14 protein-coding genes are annotated in these 19,291 nt (G+C 67.0%); 10 read left to right on the top strand and 4 right to left on the bottom strand.

All coding sequences use genetic code 11. The features are described from left to right. Positions 1 to 82: 82 nt before the first annotated feature. Entirely contained in the window at positions 83 to 1,588 is a 1,506-nt protein-coding gene (gene eccD, locus QC283_RS34370; RefSeq protein WP_383531706.1) for a type VII secretion integral membrane protein EccD, read from the bottom strand. A 316-nt stretch (positions 1,589 to 1,904) separates the two neighbouring features. Here eccD and eccCa point away from each other — a divergent pair, with 316 nt between their 5' ends. From eccCa to QC283_RS34320, 10 genes are all read left to right on the top strand, one after another. Next, a complete protein-coding gene (eccCa, locus tag QC283_RS34365; protein WP_279565685.1) occupies positions 1,905 to 5,882 on the top strand; it encodes a type VII secretion protein EccCa in 3,978 nt (1,325 codons plus the stop codon). Between the two features lie 548 nt (positions 5,883 to 6,430). Beyond that, positions 6,431 to 6,784, top strand: coding sequence for a hypothetical protein (locus QC283_RS34360; protein ID WP_336620681.1), 354 nt, complete (start codon positions 6,431 to 6,433; stop codon positions 6,782 to 6,784). A 52-nt stretch (positions 6,785 to 6,836) separates the two neighbouring features. Further along, positions 6,837 to 9,107, top strand: a complete 2,271-nt coding sequence (locus tag QC283_RS34355) for a DUF6571 family protein (RefSeq protein ID WP_443032733.1) — start codon at positions 6,837 to 6,839, stop codon at positions 9,105 to 9,107. Positions 9,108 to 9,418: 311 nt separating this feature from the next. Further along, the gene (locus tag QC283_RS34350) at positions 9,419 to 10,225 is read left to right on the top strand and encodes a hypothetical protein (protein ID WP_279565682.1); all 807 of its coding nucleotides are present in this window, start codon (positions 9,419 to 9,421) and stop codon (positions 10,223 to 10,225) included. Between the two features lie 90 nt (positions 10,226 to 10,315). Further along, a complete protein-coding gene (locus QC283_RS34345) occupies positions 10,316 to 10,717 on the top strand; it encodes a hypothetical protein (protein ID WP_279565681.1) in 402 nt (133 codons plus the stop codon). Next, on the top strand, positions 10,714 to 11,169 hold the full coding sequence (locus QC283_RS34340) for a hypothetical protein (protein WP_279565680.1): 456 nt from the start codon (positions 10,714 to 10,716) through the stop codon (positions 11,167 to 11,169). The genes QC283_RS34345 and QC283_RS34340 overlap by 4 nt, the downstream gene beginning before the upstream one ends. A 35-nt stretch (positions 11,170 to 11,204) precedes the next feature. Then, positions 11,205 to 11,852 carry a hypothetical protein gene (locus QC283_RS34335; RefSeq protein WP_279565679.1) on the top strand — a complete coding sequence of 216 codons (648 nt, stop codon included), beginning with the start codon at positions 11,205 to 11,207 and terminating at the stop codon, positions 11,850 to 11,852. Positions 11,853 to 12,304: 452 nt separating this feature from the next. Beyond that, the gene (locus QC283_RS34330) at positions 12,305 to 12,781 is read left to right on the top strand and encodes a hypothetical protein (protein ID WP_279565678.1); all 477 of its coding nucleotides are present in this window, start codon (positions 12,305 to 12,307) and stop codon (positions 12,779 to 12,781) included. Positions 12,782 to 12,797: 16 nt separating this feature from the next. Further along, on the top strand, positions 12,798 to 15,125 hold the full coding sequence (locus QC283_RS34325; RefSeq protein WP_279565677.1) for a DUF6571 family protein: 2,328 nt from the start codon (positions 12,798 to 12,800) through the stop codon (positions 15,123 to 15,125). Next, complete coding sequence (locus QC283_RS34320; RefSeq protein ID WP_279565676.1) at positions 15,122 to 15,682, top strand: hypothetical protein; 561 nt, start codon at positions 15,122 to 15,124, stop codon at positions 15,680 to 15,682. The genes QC283_RS34325 and QC283_RS34320 overlap by 4 nt, the downstream gene beginning before the upstream one ends. Positions 15,683 to 15,770: 88 nt before the next feature. Here QC283_RS34320 and QC283_RS34315 read toward each other — a convergent pair whose 3' ends face one another. The 3 genes from QC283_RS34315 to QC283_RS34305 form a co-directional block, all read right to left on the bottom strand. Then, on the bottom strand, positions 15,771 to 16,073 hold the full coding sequence (locus tag QC283_RS34315) for a WXG100 family type VII secretion target (protein WP_279565675.1): 303 nt from the start codon (positions 16,071 to 16,073) through the stop codon (positions 15,771 to 15,773). Positions 16,074 to 16,123: 50 nt separating this feature from the next. Continuing rightward, positions 16,124 to 16,465: a WXG100 family type VII secretion target gene (locus tag QC283_RS34310; protein ID WP_279565674.1), complete on the bottom strand. Its 342-nt coding sequence runs from the start codon at positions 16,463 to 16,465 to the stop codon at positions 16,124 to 16,126. 83 nt (positions 16,466 to 16,548) lie between these two features. Beyond that, positions 16,549 to 17,595, bottom strand: a complete 1,047-nt coding sequence (locus QC283_RS34305; RefSeq protein ID WP_443032735.1) for a S8 family serine peptidase — start codon at positions 17,593 to 17,595, stop codon at positions 16,549 to 16,551. Positions 17,596 to 19,291 lie beyond the last annotated feature (1,696 nt).

The raw sequence follows: 19,291 nt of genomic DNA, 5'->3' as shown, positions 1-19,291 counted from the left end.
GTGGGCGCGATCAGCCGGTCGCGGTGCCCCGGGATGCTGGGCGCGATCAGCCGGTCGCGGTACCCCGGGATGCTGGGCGCGATCAGCCGGTCATCGACCGCACGGACGCGTACACGTCGAAGACGGCGAGGGCCAAGGGCACCAGGGTCAGGAGGAAGAAGCCCTCCGCGATCTCCAGGAAGCGGCCCCAGAACGGCGTGAGTCCGCTGCGCGAGGCCACCAGGCCGATGCCGGTGATCAGCGCCGCCGCCACCGCGATGGCCGCGACCAGCCAGACCGTACGGATGTCCAGGTCGGTCCGGTCCCCCGCCAGCGCGTCACGGACCAGGGCGCTCGGCGCGTTGATCGCGAGGCCGAGCCCCAGGGCGACCAGCGAGCCGAGGCCCGCGGCCACGAGGGTGGAGACCTGCGCGGTGTAGCGGAACAGCTGCGCGCGCATGAGCAGGGCGATTCCGGTGGCCAGGGCCAGCAGCTGCGCCCAGAGGCCGTCGGAGAACCCGAGCACGAGGGCGGAGCCGAGAGCGAGCAGCGAACAGCCGCCGACCAGGCCGACGAGGAGTTCATGGCCTCGGCGGGCCTGGGCCTCGATGCGCTCGGCGTCGACCGGTTCGTGGGGTTCGGGGTCGGTGCCGTAGCTGCGCGAGGTGGCGTTGGGTGCCTCGAAGCCGATGGGCAGCCGCGCGAAGCGCATGGACATCCCCGGCAGGAAGGCCAGGGCACCGACTGCGACGGGGGCGCACAGAGCGGCGATCTCGGCCGGCGTCCAGTCCCTCAGAAGCGCCACGAAAGTGGCGATCAGGGCGAGGGCGGAGGCGGTGACGAAGGCGACGAACGGGCCGTCGCCACGCGGGGAGCACAGGGCCAGGATCACCGAGGCCACCAGAACGGCCGCGCAGGCGAGCAGGAACTGGAGCTTGCCGATGCCCTGCCCCTCGGAGAGCGACAGCAGGCCGGAGCCCGCCACACCCACGTTGGGCAGCGCGCCCAGGCCCAGCGCGATGGCCGCGGCCCGGTCGTCGTAGACACGGGCACGGACGCAGCCCAGGACGAGGAGGAGGACCCCGGCGATGCACGCGAGAATGCCGGGCAGGCCGTGCATGTCGTGCCTCGGGTCGGCGTTCCAGGCGACGAACGCGAGCAGGGCGGGCAGCACACCGCCGCCGACGAGGCCCGCGGCGCGCGTGAGGTCGCCGTGCCACAGGGAGCGGTCGTGGGTCACCGCGGAGGCCACGGCCTCGGACACGTCGTCGAAGACGGCCGGCGGAAGCGACTCGGAGAAGGGACGGAGGGTGAGGAGCTCGCCGTCGAGGATGCGCTGCGCCGTGAAGGACCGGGAACTGTCCAGCACGGTGCCGTCCCGGCGAACGAGGTGGTAGCCGACCGGGGCGCCCTCCGCTGCCGTCTGGCGCGAGAGCCGGAGGATTTCGGGGTAGACGTCGGCGACCGGTACGTCGTCGGGCAGCGCCACATCGATCCGGCTGTCGGGCGCGACGATGGTGACCCGGCAGAATCCGAGGCCCGTCAACGCCCCGGAAGGGGCTGCCTGGCCCGGTCCGCCCGTGTCGCTGGCCGCCGTGGAGGCCGTCATGCTCACCTGCTGCTCCCCCTCAGTACTGTGTCCGTGGTGTGAAGTTCCTGCGCCCCTCTCCCCGGTGTTCACCGCGGATCGGAGCCGTCCGGAACGTATGGGAGGCCGTACGACCGGCCCTTGAGCCGCCGTACCGCGCCACACCGCACGGAATGCCCCATACATCCGGTCAATTCGCGTGTGCTCACGCGAACATCCGGCACCCTACCGTCCACCGGCGTGTGATGAGATCAGTAGGATCGCGCGGCGGCCCTCGTCCGCCTGACACGGGGTGGCGGACGGAAATCCGGCGGGCCGGCAAGGGGATTGGTGAGTAGTGAGCCAGATCGTCGTGAAGCGTCCGCCGAGAGCGCTGCCGCCGGGGGTTCCCGCGGGCGACGTCGTCGTGCAGCCGCCCCCCGAGATGCCCCGGGGGCAGCAAGAAGGCGTGCTGATGCAGTTGCTGCCGACGCTCGGCATGGGCGGTTCGGTGGTCTTCTTCTTCACCAGCGGGCAGCCGTTCATGCGCATCATGGGCATGGTGATGATCGCGTCGACGATCGCCATGTCGATCGCGATGGTGGTCCGCTTCCGTCGCGGCACCCAGGGTCAGCTCGCCGATCTGCGCCGCGACTACCTGAGTTATCTCTCGCAGATCCGCCGGACCACCCTGGAGACGGCGAAGTCGCAGCGCGACGCCCAGTACTACCTGCATCCTTCCCCGGAGCAGCTGTGGGCGTTGGTCGCCGAGGGCAGCCGGGTATGGGAACGGCGACCGGGTGACGAGGACTTCGCGCAGGTCCGCATCGGTCTCGGTGCTCAGTCGCTGGCCACCCCGCTGATCGCTCCCGAGACGGGACCGGTCGACCAGCTGGAGCCGCTGACGGCAGGCGCGATGCAGCGCTTCGTCGACACCCACAGCACCTTGGACGACCTGCCGATGGCGGTCTCCCTGCGCGCCTTCTACCACGTCACGCTCGGCGGGGAACCGGGCTCCGTACGCTCCACCGCCCGTGCCCTGACCGGTTCGCTGGCCTCCCTGCACTCCCCCGAGGACCTGATCGTCGCGGTCGCGGCGAGCCGGGAGGCGGCGCACCACTGGGAGTGGGCCAAGTGGCTGCCGCACGCGCAGCTGCCGGGTGTCGCGGACGGCGCCGGCTCCCGCCGTCTGATCAGCGGCGACGCCGGTGAGCTCGAGGATCTCCTGGCGGCGCGGCTGACCGGACGTCCCCGCTTCCATCCGAACGCCGCGCCCCTGCCGGAGACCCCCCACATCGTCGTCGTCCTCGACGGCGTCTCGCTCCCTGCGGATTCCGTGCTGGCGAATCCAGAAGGCCTGCAGGGAGTGACGGTCGTCGAGTTGGCCGAGGGCGAGCCGGCCGGTGCGCACGGTGACCTCTCCGTCCTCGTACAGCCGCGTTCACTGCGCCTGGAGTCGGCGCACGGCGTCGTCTACGAGGGAACGCCCGACGTCCTGTCGTACGAGTCCGTGGAGGCGCTGGCCCGGCAGTTGGCGCCGCTGCGGATGGCCTCGGGCGGCGACGACGACGAGCCGCTGCTGGCGAACCTGGAGTTCACGGACCTGCTGAACCTGGGCGACGCCGCGTCCGTCGACACCCGGCGTACCTGGCGGCCGCGGTCGCAGGCTGAGCGGCTGCGGGTGCCGATCGGTGTGGGTGAGGACGGCCGACCGGTGATGCTCGACATCAAGGAGGCGGCGCAGGAGGGCATGGGCCCGCACGGTCTGTGCGTGGGCGCCACGGGTTCCGGCAAGTCGGAACTGCTGCGCACGCTGGTGCTGGGGCTCGCGGTCACCCACTCCTCCGAGACCCTGAACTTCGTCCTGGCGGACTTCAAGGGCGGCGCGACCTTCGCGGGTATGGCACAGATGCCGCACGTGGCGGCCGTGATCACCAACCTGGCGGACGACCTCACCCTCGTCGACCGCATGGGCGACTCCATCCGTGGCGAACTCAACCGCCGCCAGGAGATGCTGCGCGACGCGGGCAACTACGCCAACATCCACGACTACGAGAAGGCCCGCGCGGCGGGCGCGCCGCTCCAGCCCATTCCCTCACTGCTGCTGGTCATCGACGAGTTCAGCGAACTGCTGACCGCGAAGCCCGACTTCATCGACATGTTCGTGCAGATCGGCCGCATCGGCCGGTCGCTGGGCGTGCATCTGCTGCTGGCCTCGCAGCGCCTGGAGGAGGGCCGGCTGCGCGGCCTGGAGACGTACCTCTCGTACCGCATCGGTCTGCGCACCTTCTCCGCCGCCGAGTCCCGGGCGGCGCTGGGCGTGCCGGACGCCTACGAGCTGCCGAACGTACCCGGGTCCGGCTTCCTGAAGTACGGCACCGACGAGATGGTCCGCTTCAAGGCGGCGTACGTCTCCGGCGTCCATCGTTCGGGCGCGCCCCGGGCCGGTGCCGGAGACGGCCTGCTGCCGCTGGACCGACGGCCGGTACTGTTCACGGCGGCTCAGGTACCGGTGCGGTACGTGCCGGTGCCCCGGCAGGGAGAGGGCTCGGCGGACGGGGCCGGCGAGGTGGACGACGCGCTGGCGGACACCGTGCTGGACGTCGTTGTGCGCCGGCTGGAGGCGCAGGGCCCGGCGGCCCACCAGGTGTGGCTGCCGCCGCTGGACAGCCCGCCGTCGCTGGACGCGCTGCTGCCCGGGCTCACCGCCGTGGAGGGCAGGGGCCTGACGCAGCCCGGGTACGAGGGGGCCGGCCGGCTCGTGGTCCCCGTCGGCATCGTCGACAAGCCGTACGAGCAGCGCCGTGACCCGCTGTGGGTGGACTTCTCCGGAGCCGCGGGCCACATGCAGGTCCTCGGCGGTCCGCAGTCCGGCAAGTCGACACTGCTGCGCTCGCTGATCAGCTCCTTCGCGCTCACGCACACACCTCACGAGGTGCAGATCTACGGGCTCGACTTCGGCGGTGGAGGCATGGCCGCGGTGGCCGGGCTGCCGCACGTCGGCGGCATCGCCTCACGACTGGACCCGGAGAAGGTGCGGCGTACGGTCGCGGAGGTCTACGGCATTCTGACCCGCCGCGAGGAGTACTTCCGGTCCTCCGGCATCTCCTCCATCGCCGAGTTCCGGTCGCGGCGCGCCCGCGGTGACATCTCGGTCACCGACCAGCCATGGGGCGACGTCTTCCTGGTGATCGACGGCTGGGCCAACTTCCGCACCGAGTACGAGGCACTCGACCAGGTGATCCTCGACATCGCCGCCCGCGGTCTCGGCTACGGCGTCCACCTGGTGCTCTCCGCCTCACGCTCGATGGAGGTGCGGTCCGCGCTCAAGGACAACCTGCTGAACCGGCTGGAGCTGCGGCTCGGCGACACGATGGACTCCGAGCTGGACCGCAAGGTGGCCGCGAACGTCCCCACCGGGGTGCCCGGTCGCGGCCTGGCGCCCCAGAAACTGCACTTCATGGGGGCGGTGCCGCGCATCGACGGCCTGACCTCCGACACGGACCTGGCGGAGGCCACCGCCGCGCTGGCGTCCGAGGTGTCCCGGCACTGGCAGGCGCCTGGCGCGCCGAAGGTCCGGCTGCTGCCGCGCGAGCTCCCGGCGGAGCAACTGCCCCCGGGCAACCGATTCCCGAGGCGTGGCATCGCCTTCGCGCTCGACGAGGACAATCTGGAGCCCGTCTTCGTCGATTTCGAGCAGGACCCGTTCTTCCTCGTTTTCGGCGACAGCGAGTCCGGCAAGTCGAACCTGCTCCGGCTGCTGATCAAGCAGTTGACGACGCGCTACTCCGGTGACGAGTGCAAGCTGTTCGTCGTGGACAACCGGCGCTCCCTGCTGGGCGTCACCCCGGACACCCACCTCGCCGAGTACATCCCGATGTCCAACGCCATGGAACACCACATGGAGGCCCTGGCCGACCTGATGAGGCGCCGCACCCCCAGCGCCGACGTGACCGCCCAGCAGCTCCGGGAGCGCAGCTGGTGGCAGGGGCCGACGGTGTACGTGGTCATCGACGACTTCGACCTCGTCGCCACGTCGAGCGGCAACCCGCTCAGCGGCATGACGGAACTTCTGCCGTTCGCCCGCGACGTGGGCGTGCGCTTCATCATCGCGCGCTCCACCGCCGGCGCCAGCCGTGCCTCCTACGAGGCGTTCATGCAGCGCATCAAGGAGTTGGGCGCCCAGGGCGTCGTCCTGGCGGGCGATCCGGCCGAGGGTGACGTACTGGGCGGCGTACGGCCGCGGCCGATGCCCGCGGGACGTGGCGTGTTCGTCTCCCGGCGGCGGGGGCGGCCGTTGGTGCAGACGGGAATCGTGGCGGAGGAGTCGTTCTGAGGGCCGAGGGCGGTCCGCGCTGACGGCCTGGACGGGGGGATGTGGGGATCGAGGGGCCGGAACCGGCCATCGCGGCGGCGGCACCCACCTCGGACGGGTGCCAGGTCAGCGAGGACGTCCTGCCCGCCCGCTGGAGAGGGTGTCGACGCGCGACGGATACGGCGGCAGCGGGGCGTACGTCGACTTCGTCAAGGGGACCAGTGCCGTTCTCCCGCAGGCCGATGGCTTCCGACCAGGGAAGTGTTCCGTGAGGGGATCAGCGCCGGCGGGCGTCTGCGGGGGCGGGCAGGTCGGTGGAGGACCGCCCCGTACGCCCCTCGGGGAACGTAGGCTCGGCGCCCCGGTCGTCAGCGGCCATCGTCGGCAGTGTGGGGGGACTCCCCTGCTGACTTACGAGAATCCGCCACGTTGGTAGCGTGACGTGCGCACGTAGATCGATCGTACGGGGGCAGTGAGCGATGGTGGAGCCTGTCGGAGAGCGGTCCGGCGGCGGGACCGGGGAACCGGTCGGGATGCGGTTGAACCAGTATCCGGCTGATTCGGGAGGCTTGCCGGGTCCGGGAGGCGGCCGGAAGGACCTGGCGTCCAGTCCCGCGCAGAAGAAGGCCGCTGCCAAGGCCATCGAGGACCACCTCGAGCCCGACACCCGCAAGGCCGGTGACCGGGCCGACGACGACACTGGTACGGCGGTCAAGGCGTTCGCCGCCAAGGACGGTGACGGGTGGGTCACCTCAGGAGCGTTGAAGAAGGCGCACAAGACCTGGGGCGAGCAGGTGCAGAACCTGATGAACCGCCTGGGTTCCGAGAAGGAAGCCCTGCGCAGCACCACCATCCTGTTCCAGAACACCGACTTCGGCATCGGGCAGGGCATCCGCAAGTCGTCCAGCCTCGACGGTTTCTGAGCCGTCCGCTGCCGCCTTCGACCGTTCACGCAACGCGCACCACGGGGAACCCATGCCGACGTACCACGAGATCATGACGACCGACCTGGCCACGCTCACCACGGCGGCCGACGGCTGGGACGACATGGCCAAGGAGTTCAGCAAGCAGGAGAAGGCCTACGAGCGGGACGTGCACGGCATATCCATGGGCCCGTCCTGGCAGGGGCTGAGCGCGGACGCCGCCAACCGCCGCTTCGACATCACTCTCACGGAATACCAGAGCGCCCAGACCGAGGCGAAGGCCATCGCCTCCCTCCTGCGCGACGCGCATACCCAGTTCACCGACCTGCGCGGCAAACTCAGAACCGCCCGCCAGGAAGCCGTCGTCGCCGGCATGAAGGTGTCCGACCAAGGCCGGGTCTCCTACGACACACAGCTCCTGGACGAAGGCACCCGCAACGCCTACCGTCACGACCCGGACTTCCAGGAAAGCGTCCGCAAGAGCGTCCGCTCCTGGCAGGACCGCATCGACCAGCTCGTCAAGGACACCACCGACGCCGACAAGGGCGTCGAGATCGCCTTCACCGCCGTCGTCGTCGACTCGAACCTCCAGGACGGCACGTTCAACGGCTTCAACGGCCAGGCCAAGGGCGACATCGAGAAGTACGAGGCCAAGAACGCCGAGGACATCGCCACCCGGCTGGCGGGAGGCGAAAAGGTCCCCGCCACCGAACTCGCCGAACTCGACCGCGCCTTCCGCGACAACGCCAAGAGTAAAGAATTCACTCAAACCCTCCTCAACGGTCTGGGCGCTTCGGGGACCATAGAGCTCACCAACCGGCTCAGCACGCTCAGCCACGGCGGAAAGAACAAGAGAACGTTCGCCGATCTTCAGGAGGGATTGGCCAACTCTCTGGCGACGGCAACGAAGAACCCCGACTCCGCTTTCTACAAGAAGTTCCGCACCGACATGCAGCGGGCCGGTGTCCAGAAATTCGATCTCGACGTCGCCTCTCAGAAGGTTTCGGTCGGTGTCGGACACGGCCAACAAGTACGTGGCTACCAGAGCCTGGTCACTCTGATGCAAGAAGGGAACGGATACTCCGGGCAGTTCCTCAAAGACCTGGCCACCGACATCCGAGCTGTCGAGGACAAGAAGCAGGGCGGGGACCCCGATGTATGGGATCTAAGTGGCCGCTTCAGCGGAAAGGACGACGGCTGGTTCGCGAACGATCCGCTCGACGGCGTACTGGGCATCATGGCCAAGGACCCCGGCACGGCCACCAGTTACCTCGATCCCGGTCCCGACGGAAAGAACGACAATCTCTCGTACCTGCTCACGGAGCGGGACTGGGACCATGTCGACACCACTCGATGGCAGGGCAAGGTCCAGGTAACGGGTGAGGACACTTTCGACCAGGACGTACGAGCAGGACTGGGGCTCGCCCTGGCGGCAGGTGCCACGGGCAACGTAGCGGGTGCCGAAGGAAACGAATTCGGTCGCCACACGGCCGCGCAGGCCCGTGTCATGCACGACACGGTCAACCTTCTGGACTACGGACACGCTGATGGCACGTTCGGCGAGGACAAGAAGGAGCCACGCACCGGGAAGGCTGACGAGTTGCTGGCCGGTGACGAGTACGCCTCCTTGCGCTCCCCCCTCTCCCAGGTACTTGCCGACTACTCACCGGATGTTGTGGAGACCATCAACGGAGACGCCCCGGGCGGTCGCGCCGGCAAGGCGGACGTCTACGAGAATGGCGACGAGTCCCAGATTCAGAACAGCCGCAGCAGCTTGATACGCATGATGCGTGGCGTATCGGAAGCAGACGATGTCCAAAACTTCGAGCGCATTTATCATGCACAACAGGGTTACATGTCCGAGCAAATGATGGACAAGGATTTCCCGAACGCTACCGCTGCCTTGAACGAGGCCCGCAAGTATGGCGAAGTCACCGGTGCCCTTAACGCCGTCGGCGGTGACGTAAAGATGGACGTGCACGACGACAAGATCTCCGAGGCAACTGATACACGGTTCTACGGCTACCACATCGGTGGCGGAATGATCACCAACATTCCGATAGTAGGGGACATGTCTCAACGCCTGGTGGACGTCTCTCTCAACAACTGGCTGGCGGGAGTACAGGCAGAAGAGGGTTCCTTGGCAAAAGAGGAGTTGAACCGGAGCAACGACGTAGCGCAAGACAACATCGACCGCTACTTCGACAGGTGGGGCGCGGACCGAAGCCTGGCCCCAGAGATCGCTGAGGACGCCGCCGGCGAGGCCCAGCAGAGCTATGTTTCCGGACGGCAGACCGCGTACGAAGCTCTGCGGTCCCGCTGAGTCCAGGCCCGAGACAAGGAAATACACACATGCCCCCCAACCCACGTAGGAAGAAATCACTGCTCATCACTGCGGGAACGCTGGTTGCCGTCAGTGCTCTTGTTTCTACGCACATATGGCAGAACACGAATGTGCTGGGGTCGCCATCATTCTGCGACCAACGGGTTGAGTCCAGGGACGCACAGAGTGCCCTGAATTCCTCGGGCCGGGTCTCGGAAGGGCGCCTGCAAAGCTCCCCCGGCGAGCCGGAATTCACATGCGTAATCGAGCGCACCAGTCGCTTCCTCGGGAACACGGACCAGCAAGTCACCTTGACGACCGCAAACGAGGACGGGCCCTTTCCCTACACCACTCATGTGTGGAAGAACCCCGGCGCACGTTCCTACCTCAAGGGCGAGACGACCGGAGCCGTGGCTCCTACCGGGGGGTACGTCGTCCTGCCGAAGTCGTGCTGGGACAAGGTGGGCAACATACGGGGAACCCGCGTCATCCCGCCCGACGACGACGGCGTGTCCGCCGTCGAAGCCACCGTGACGAAGGGCCAGGCCGACCCAGAAGGACTGGCACTCCTTCTGGCTCACGCCGCCCAGAGGGTTGCCGCGGACGCCGGGTGCGCCACCCCGCCGCTGGAGAAGTCACCAGAGCTCGCCGCACCCGATGGTATGCGCACAACGGACGTCGGAAAGGTGTGCGGACTGCCGGGCTTCTCCTTGCCCGACGACGCCGTGCTCACCGGTGTCGCCGAACCCGGTCAGGAGCAGATCAGCAAGGGCACGAAGGACGTGTGGGCATGTGATCTGACCCTGGCCGGCAGTGTCGGGGCCGCCGTCTCCTTCACGGCGACCTCTGACCAGAACGTGGTCGACGCAGTCCTTCAGGACACTCACGGTTTCCGCAAGCTGCCCAACAGCCACGGTATCGCCGCCGTCGACCAAGCCGTTCTGCACTGCGCTGAAGGTGACGTGTACTTCGCCGCTCACTGGAACCGGGAGTACGCCAGCGCTCTTTCGGACAATCACGATCGGGTCTCGAAGGTCCGCGGAAACACGTTCGACAACTTCGTTGCCTCTGCGGCCGATCTGTATTCCTGCCCTGACGTCACGCTTGCGGAAAGCTGAGATGACGGCCAAGAACAGCCAGGCACGTCTCCGACGGGGAAGCATCGCAGTCACCCTGGCGGTCGTCGTGCTGGCGGCAGGTGCGCACCTGTGGAGTCCGGCCGTCTTTCCGACCGGGACGGTCTGAACGACTCGCCGAGCGATCAGCTCGACTTCACCTGCACAGTGGAGAGCTCGTCCTTCCTCCTGGGGTCGGACACCGAGTACATGAGGATCTCGGGGGGCCGTGAGCGCGGAGACTTCCCCTTCAGCGAGTACGGCCGCTGGCCCAGCCCGGCCACGGTGTCGTTCTTCTCCGGCAGTGCGACTGGTGCGGTGGGCTCGGACCACGGCTGGGTCCTGCTGCCCGGCGCCTGCACAACGCAGGACGGGCCCGCCATCATCGAGGGATACGCCCCGGAAGACTCGGATCCGGTGAAACTCGCCCGGCTCCTGACCGAGGTCGCCAACAACACCGTCGAGCGGGGGGCTGTGCGGCCGAGAAGCCCTTGACCACGCCGGACACCCTCGACTCGAGCCCAGAGCCGCGCCAGGTCCAGGAGGGCACGGTGTGCGGCCTCGCGGGCCTGACGTTCCCCGGTCAGACACGGGGCCGAGCCAACGCAACGGAGACGGTCCAGGACAGCGCTGGTCCCACCTGGTCGTGCGAGGTCGCCGATTACGCCACCTACGCGGTGACTCAGGAGCCGCGCATCGTCGCCGGTATCCGTTCCTCGCCCAGGTTCACGGAGCAACCGCGCGTGGCCGGCCTCCAGGTCTCGGGCTTCGATCCCCGTCACGTGGTCGCCGACTGCGCGGGCACCCCCACGTGCTTCTCCATGGAAGTGCACCAGGGTTACACCTCCGCCCTCGAGAGGCCCGGCACACCGAACTCGCGGGACCTGTACGACGATTTCGTCGACGTCGCCGGCAAGCGGCTCGGCTGCTCCACGGCAACCTCCTGACCAAGCCCCCGACCGAAAGCCCGAGGGAACGGCACATGACACACCCACGACACCGGTTCGCGGTCGCGGCCGCTCTGACCGCAGCCGCTCTGGTGACGGGGTGTCAGGGCGAGAGCAGCACGGAGTCGCTGAGTCTGAAGAGCCTGACCGAAACCGCCGACGGTGTTCCGGACGACGGGGCGAGCACCTGCCCGCTGCCGTACGACATGGCCGAGGCCGCGAAGACCGCGGGCCTGGAACCGGATACCGGGCCCGGACCTGTGCAGGACGGTGACGAACCCGTCGCCACGGCCGAGGGTGGAAAGCGCGCAGCGGCCGGGGACCCGCTGGCCGAGAACCCTGGTGCCCTGGTGAGCTGTACGTTCCACGTCGGTGAGGAAGACGTACAGGTGCACACCCTCGCCACTCGTGAGCCCAGCGGGATCGCCCCGCTGGCGCCGGTGGTCTCCTCGCTGGCCGCGGCAGACAACGACGACCTGGTCAGTTACGTGGACAAGGTCGCGCAGACCGAGGTCGGAGAGGTGGTCATCACCGACAGCGGCAACGTCGCCTCCGTACGGCTGAAGCTCGACGGCGAGGGGCACGCCGCCCTCCTGGTCGGCACCGGGCGAACCGGACGCACGTCCCTGACCTCCGAGCAGGTCGGCGACCTGACCTCGGCGCTGGCGGACCAAGTGCAGTAGCCCCAGACAGCCGGACACGTACTCCCTCTGCCAGTCACCGGCATGTGACCGAGGGTCGGACTGGGCGCGCGAGTCGACCCCACCTCGACGACTACCGAGCCGCCCCGTACGCCTCACGTCGGCCAAGTCAACGCGCACGACGGGAACCCCTACCGACGTGCCACAAGATGACGACGACTCGCCCCGGCGCGCTCCCCGAGGCCGGCCGGACAGCTGACGCCGGCCGGTTGTGTCCACGAAACACCGGCGAATCAAGGACCGTCGGGCGGGCCCGCAACGACCTGGCGTTCGATGTTCCACACCAGACCGTCGAAGTACCGCACGAGGCACGCGCAAGCGTTCGATCCTGTCGTCGTGATGGCTGTGAAGTCGCTGTCGTGGTTCATGAGCGTCCACTACCTTCGGTCCGGTCCGGTGGATCCGGAGGCCGACGCCGTCTGAGGAGCGAGTGCATGGCATGGGACGAATGGGAACAGGCGAAGGCCCAGGCTGCCGACCGGCCGACCACCCACACCCGACTGAATCAGGCACCGGCGCAGGGCGCGGGGCCGGGCGGCGGTCCAGACCTGGTCGCACGGCAGGACGACCTCGGCGCTGTGGGGCACGACGCGTTCGTCCTGCACGGTGAGCTCGTGAAGAAGGTCGACATCGCCGGGGCCGGCATGAACTCCGACCACGCCGGTTCCACCCACCAGGCCGCTTCGGCGCTGTCCAGGTCCAACTTCGCCATGGGGGACGAGCTCATGACGACACTGACGGTCTGGGAGAGCCAGGTGAAGGCGGTACGTCACGCCTGCGCGCAGATCTCGAACCACCTGGACTTCAGCAAGAAGCTGCACGCCAACGACGACGCGGAGATCGCCGCCGAGATCACGAGGCGGGACGGGACCGAGATGCCCGCTTCCGAGCTCAGCAGGTACTTCAAGTAGCCGGGGGGACTTCGGCATGCCCATCACCTACAACGATCTGATGCAGGTCTCACTCGGTCAGTTGGACACCGCGGTCTCGGACTGGAAGAAGGCGGTCGACAATCTGAAGCAACTCGAGACCGACGCGCGCGACGGCCTCAAGAAGAGATCCGACCGCGCACGTTGGAAGGGGGTGAACGCCGGCGTCACGCGAGAGTTCGTGGACAGGACCGCAGCGGAGTTCGCCGACCTCCACGGGGAAGCCAACGGCGTCTACCAGGTCCTGGACGACGCCCACCGTGAGCTCGAGGCTTTGCAGAAGCGCGTGCGGACGCTCACCACCGAGGCGAAGGACAAGGGTTACACCGTTCGGGACAACGGCGACGGGACGGTGAGCGTGGACGCCCACGTGACGCCGGGTACGTCCCCGAAGGACGACAAGAACAAGGAAGAACGCCAGTACTACGCCGACGCGATCACGGGAAAGATCGCGCACGCCAGGGACATCGACGCGTCCACCAAGCTGGCGCTCGCCCGAACCCACGGGAACGACCCCTACAACGCCGGCCATGCGACCTACGACTCGCTCAACGACGCCCAGGTCGAACGCGCGCTGGAACTCGCGGAGAAGCGCGAGGGCATGACCGGCCGAGAGCTGGCCGAACTGAACAGGCTGCTGCGACACAACGGACGCGAGAAGGACGGCGAGTTCGCCACGGAGTTCTTCCAGGGCCTCGGCGGCCCGAGGCAGACACTCGAGTTCTACGGTGCCATGTCGATCGACGGTACGAGCGGAGACGCCTCGAAGACCCGGTTGAGCGGCGTACAGGACCTGCAGAAGTACATGGGCCATGCTCTGGCCAACGCGACCGACCCGTACACGCCGCAGAGCCTCAAAGGCGACCGGCAGCACCTGCCCTCGTGGTGGGGCTCGGAGTTCCGCAAGCTGGGCACTCAGGAGATCGAGTGGGACCGCGGCATGATGAACAAGCCGTACGGATACCAGGTACTGGGCGGCCTCCTCCGCTACGGGAACTACGATCCCGCGTTCCTGACTCCCATCGCGGAGCACGTCACACAGCTTCACCAGGACGATCCGTACCGTTTCATGGCGAACAAGCCGGCCGGCAGTGACGACGGCTACGGGTTCAACCCCTCCGGCAAGCTGGGCACCGGAAACGCACCGCTCAACAGCGTGCTCGAGGCACTGGGGCACAGTCCTGAGGCAGCGGAGCAGTTCTTCACGCAGACGCCGACTGCGTACCACGACGACGGCACGGTCAAGTCCGGAGAGAAGCCCGACTTCAAGTCCTACCTCGACCTTTTCACCACAAAGGACTTCGAGTGGGTGATCGACACGAACAGCCACAACGTCCTCGCGGATGAGGAAGCGGCGAAGAAGGCACTCAACTTCGGCCCGAACGCACTGGGCCACGCCTTGGAGGCTGCGGCGACGGGCCGCCCGTACGACACTGACACGATCGACCCGTCCGTCAAGCACAGCGACGCACAGGCGAAACTGGTCCACGACATCGTGGAGAAGTTCGCCCAGAACCCGGATCTGCTGACGCACAACATGAACGGTGACCTGAAGGAAGAGGAGACCGGTCCCCTGTACGCCCTGCGGGACAGCCTGGGCAACATCTCGGCTGACTACATCGCGGACTTCCAGCGGTCGATGTACGGCGAGAGTGCGGACAGCAAGGCCTTCCCGGTCAACGGCGAGCCCGCCAACCTCGGTTCCGGGGAGGCACAGAAGTTCCTCGGCCTCGTCGGGCAGGACCCGGACGCCTACAGCGCCATCACTTCCGCGCAGCAGGCCTACACCGCGAACGTGGTGCAGGACTTCCTGCGGACGGAGGGGAAGGACCTCACTCCGGAGGACGGTGCACGCGTCGGGGACCTGGTCGCTCCGGGTGCTGCCATCGCGGGAGTGATGAGCAACTCCAGAGCCGACGCGATCTACGACTTCCACACGGCTACGAACGCGGAGTACAACGAGGCGGTGGCCGACAACGCGAAGTGGGTCAACCGGATCGTCGGCTTGGGCACGGGAGCCATTCCTGCTCCCTTCTCCATCGTGGGAGAGCCGGTCAACTGGCTGGCGGAGGATGTGTCCGAGAGTGTCGTGAAGAGTGTTCAGAAAGACATGACGGATGAGGCTGAGCTCAGTGCGGGGAAAGAGTATTCAGACGGACGAAAGGCGGCACAGGACGCGTCTGCGGCAGCCATCACCACTTACTTCGTGCGTCACGGAGAAGACGATGCAGAGACCAAGGAGGCCATCGAGCGAGCGGTTCGAACGCAAGCAGGCGTGAGCCACTCGGATGGCGCTCAGTGGAACTCCTCGGGAGATGGGTCATGAAGTTCCTCCAACCCTCGCCTCACGGGACACAAAGATCTCCTTTGACCCCGAAGAGACTGGCCATCGCCCTCGCCCTTACATTGAGCCTCTCCGCCTGTGACGATCCAAGCAGCGGCCTGTCATATGACGCCCCAGACAACATCTGCGGAATCCCCGCCAATAAGAACGTCTTGAAATCTCTGCTCGACGACGGCGACAAGCTGAAACAGGACACTGGATACTTCAACCTTACGGAAGGCCAATTCTGCCACATGTACGTGGACGGAAACGACTCCGTGATCAGTGACGCCACATGGCACGGTAGCGATTATGACCTGCGCGATCTCTTCCAGGACTACGACCTCAAAGCGGTGCGGTATATCAAGGGCGGCAGATACGCCTCCTGGCATCGCGGGGTGGCAACTATTATCTCATGCCCCGGGGTCAGCAAGGAGGGTGACGTCGTTTCCGTAGAAGTTAGGGACATGAAGTGGAACGAAGAGTCGCAACCTCTATTGGAGAGGCTTGCCCCTTCCTACTTCGACGCCTACAAAGAAAAACTCGGCTGCCCGCCCTGAGCACCACAGCAGGAAGCGGCACACAGGGTGGACACCTCCCGCGCGTGTCCACCCTGTGTGCCGCTTGTGCGTCCTTACGTCTGCACTACTACAGGAAGTAGCTGGCGCCCTTCAGGTCGCCACCGCGGTAGTCACCGCCGGCGGTGCCGACGCGCTGGCCGATGCTGACCAGGGCCTGGTGGATGCCGGAGGCGTGGCGGTCCCACTCCTTGGTCTTCTTGGTGAATTCCTCGTACGCCTCGCCGCCCCAGCCCGCGGCCGCGTCGAGCACGGCCTTCTTGAGGGCCTCGAGGTCCTCCTCGAGCTTCTTGGCCTGGGTACCGAGTTCAGTGGCGAGCGCGTCCATGGTGCCGTAGGTGACGGCGAGCTCGTCGTAGTGTGCTCCGGGCATGTCTTCCTCGTTCCGTTGAGAGTCAGCAGGCCGATTTTGAAAAGCCCGCGTCAGTAGCTGTTGAGCGCCGAGGTCTTTCCACCAAGGTCTTCCACCGAGATCTTGGTGACGTCCGCCTCGATCTGGTCCTCGAGCTTCTGCTTGTCGGCCTTGTTCAGCTGGATGCCCTCGAGGAAGTCGTCCAGCATCCGGCCGATCGAGGCCATGTGGTTGTTGATCTCCGTCTGCTTCTTGTCGAAGGCGATGGCGCCCTGCCCCGTCCAGTGCTTCTCGATCATGTCGATCGTCCCCTGGAGCTGGGCGAGAGACTGCCTGATCGAGTCGTAACGGTCGATGACGTTGGTCTGGAGCTTCTGTACCTGGGCCTCGTAAAGCTTGCGGCCGTCAGCCATTTCGGCAGTCCCTTTCGTGAGTGCGGTGACGCGTTGTCGTGTGTGTCACGGCGTGGTGGTGAGGGTCGGTTGCGAGGGCGTCTTCAGGCGCCTCGTCGGGAGCGGACCACGGCGAAGGCACCGCCTCCGATCACGAGCACTGCCGCCACGGCTCCGAGCGCTACCCACAAGGTGGTGTTGTCGGAGGTGTCCTTCTCGGAGGCCACGGGTTGTTGGGCCTTGCTGCCCGATGCCTCCTTCGAAGGCTGGGGCGACGGTGCGGTCGAAGAGGCCACCGGGTTGCCCGATTCGTCGAGGACGCCGGTGGCGTTCTCCCTGGCCAGAGGATCGGTGTTTGCCGCTGCGGGCGTGAAGTCCGCGTTCTCCAGAACCTTACGGGGGCGGATCAGGCCGTAGCCGAGGTAGACGCTCGGGTCGTCCCTGGCCCAGTCACGGCCGGCGGTGTCGATGAGGCTGGCGAGGACCTGGTTGGCGGTCCAGTCGGGGTGGGCGGACCAGATGAGGGCGGCGGAAGCGGAAGTGAGGGCGGTGGCGAAGCTTGTTCCTCCCTGGTCGCAGTAGGAGCGGAAGGTCTCGTCGCACCAGCCGGGCGTGTCCAACCCTGGAGCTGCCAGGTCGACGTAGTTTCCATGCTCCGAAAACTTCGCGACCTTTCCGGACTCGTCCGAAGCGGCCACGCCCACTACGTAAGGGTAGGCAGCGGGGTATCCGATGAGGTTTTTCTTTTCAGCGTCATTTCCTGTGCCCGCAATCATCAGCTTGCCCTTGGATTGGGCATACTTGACTGCCTCAAGCTCATCCGAATCTTCGGCATCGACACCAAAGGACATGCTCATGATTTGCACGTCGCTGTCAGCGACGGCTCTGATCACGTCTGCGACATCGGGAGCCTTCTCTGCCTCAGCACCTTCCAGACCCTGCAAAGCGACCCGATAAGGTACGATTTTGGCCCCCGGAGCCAGGCCTTGCAGGCCGCCGCCGGCACCAGTGCCGACAATCAGTTCGGCCATGGTAGTGCCGTGCCCTTCGTAATCCTCAGTCGCCTTGTAACCGTGGGCTTGGGACACTTCTTCAGTAAGCACTTGACCCTGGAGCGAAGGGGTGTCGGGGTTTACTCCCGTGTCGATCACAGCCACCTTCACTCCCTTTCCTGTACTCACCTTCCACATCTCGTCAGCCTTCATCGCCGACAAGTACCACTGCTGGGACTGTGTATCGGCCGCCAATGCGCTCGGCGCCAACGCTGCCGACGTAAGGGCCAAGGCACCGAACATTGAACAGACGACCGAAGCCCGTCCTCTGTTGTATCGCCTCACAGGAGATGCGGTCCGCCTGGTGTGTCGGCTGAAACCTGACAACATGCTGGTGCCTGTCCTCGCTTCTGTCCGGTCAGTCGGTCGTGGCCTGGTTGTCACGTCGCCTATCTCGACGCGAACGGCCCTCGTAGGACCCCTGGTTCCCCGCTCCACCACGTGGTGCAGCGGGACGTCGGGGAGTCGAACCACCGTTACCCGTACCGGAGGTTCTCCCGTTCGGCGCTCCGACAACCCCGTCAGGGTTGGCAGCGGGGCGACGAGATGCCTCTCCTGTACGCGGCGCCGGGGCGGGCGCCCCGATCACTCCACGCTGGCCTGGCCTCTGCCCTGCCGGACGCTGAGCAGATGTGCCCTCCCCGCCAATGACCGTGCCACGCGGCAGCTTGGAGGCGTTGCTTCCCGGCATGGCGCTGGGAACGGAACGTCCCCCAACAACACCATCGGGATTACGTCCAGCACTACGCCCGGACGGCGTAGCCTGCGTTCCGTTCACTGGCCCCCGCGGGAACCCGCCACCGGCCGGTCCGGGTGCCGGCGCCCCGGGCCTCGGCGTGCCCCCAACGATGCCACGCCCCATGGGGCCAGGAGCGCGTCCCTCACCCTGCCCAGGCGGGGCGGTTCGCGCCGCTTGCCCTAGCGGTCCTGTCCCACGGCTGCCCATGGGCCCTGGCGTCACGCCACGGGGGGTCTGGCCCAAGGGGCCAGCACCTGTGCGTGACGCCGAGTCCGGGCCCATCGGTCCCCCCACTCGCCCCCGTACTGGTGGTGAGACCTTGGACACGGCCCCACCGCCGGGTCCTGTGGCGCGCCCCAAGAGTCCGCGCGCGGTGGGCGGGATCGCACTCGGAGCCATGGGCGGAACGGGCCCTGCCGGAGCGGTGGGACCGGTCATCGACGGTGGCGCAGCATTGATCGGCTTCACCGCCTCTTGCGGCGGCAGCGTACCGACACTGTTGATCTCTGTCCCCACGGGCCGCTTCGGGAGAGCGGCAGGCTCAGATGACTCCCTGGCAGACAATTGCTGCTCGATCGCGGACGCCCGCCCTACTTCACCGGTCGGCGAGGACTGGTGATGCTCGGTAGGAGCACTGCTGGGGGACGTAAGTGACGCGTTGCCGACGCCAGGTGGGTCTGAGCGGATGGAGCCCGGAGTTGGCTTGGGGACCCCCGCATCCGGCATCTTGGGGAACACCGGCTCTTCGGCGCTTCCCATCATTCCCGCTGACACCGTGTAGAACGACGCCAGCCGGTACATCTGGTTGATGGCCTCCTGGCGGTTCTTTTCCACCTTGACCGCCTGGGTGTACTGCTCGTTGGTCTCGATCTTCTCCACTTCGGTGAAATCCTGCACCCGTTTCGAGACGAGGCGAGTGTCGCGCGGAGGCATGGACTTGCGGACCGAGGCGAGGCCGGTGCCCGCGGCCATGACCTGGGTTCCGATGATGTCGGCGTAGTCCGCGACACCTTCGGCGGTCTTGACCAGACTGTCTCGCCAGTCGGAGAAGGCGTT

The organism is Streptomyces sp. DH41 (genome assembly GCF_029813785.1).
Taxonomy (GTDB): Bacteria; Actinomycetota; Actinomycetes; order Streptomycetales; family Streptomycetaceae; genus Streptomyces.
Note: the sequence above shows the minus strand (reverse complement) of the source record. Positions and strands in the feature narration are given on the sequence as shown.

What these genes read in the sequence shown, in the direction of transcription:
- QC283_RS34335 (WP_279565679.1), top strand. Translation starts at nt 11,205, where the DNA reads ATGACACACCCACGACACCGGTTCGCGGTCGCGGCCGCTCTGACCGCA.
- QC283_RS34310 (WP_279565674.1), bottom strand. Translation starts at nt 16,465, where the DNA reads ATGGCTGACGGCCGCAAGCTTTACGAGGCCCAGGTACAGAAGCTCCAG.
- QC283_RS34325 (WP_279565677.1), top strand. Translation starts at nt 12,798, where the DNA reads ATGCCCATCACCTACAACGATCTGATGCAGGTCTCACTCGGTCAGTTG.
- QC283_RS34315 (WP_279565675.1), bottom strand. Translation starts at nt 16,073, where the DNA reads ATGCCCGGAGCACACTACGACGAGCTCGCCGTCACCTACGGCACCATG.
- QC283_RS34330 (WP_279565678.1), top strand. Translation starts at nt 12,305, where the DNA reads ATGGCATGGGACGAATGGGAACAGGCGAAGGCCCAGGCTGCCGACCGG.
- eccD (WP_383531706.1), bottom strand. Translation starts at nt 1,588, where the DNA reads ATGACGGCCTCCACGGCGGCCAGCGACACGGGCGGACCGGGCCAGGCA.
- QC283_RS34355 (WP_443032733.1), top strand. Translation starts at nt 6,837, where the DNA reads ATGCCGACGTACCACGAGATCATGACGACCGACCTGGCCACGCTCACC.
- QC283_RS34320 (WP_279565676.1), top strand. Translation starts at nt 15,122, where the DNA reads ATGAAGTTCCTCCAACCCTCGCCTCACGGGACACAAAGATCTCCTTTG.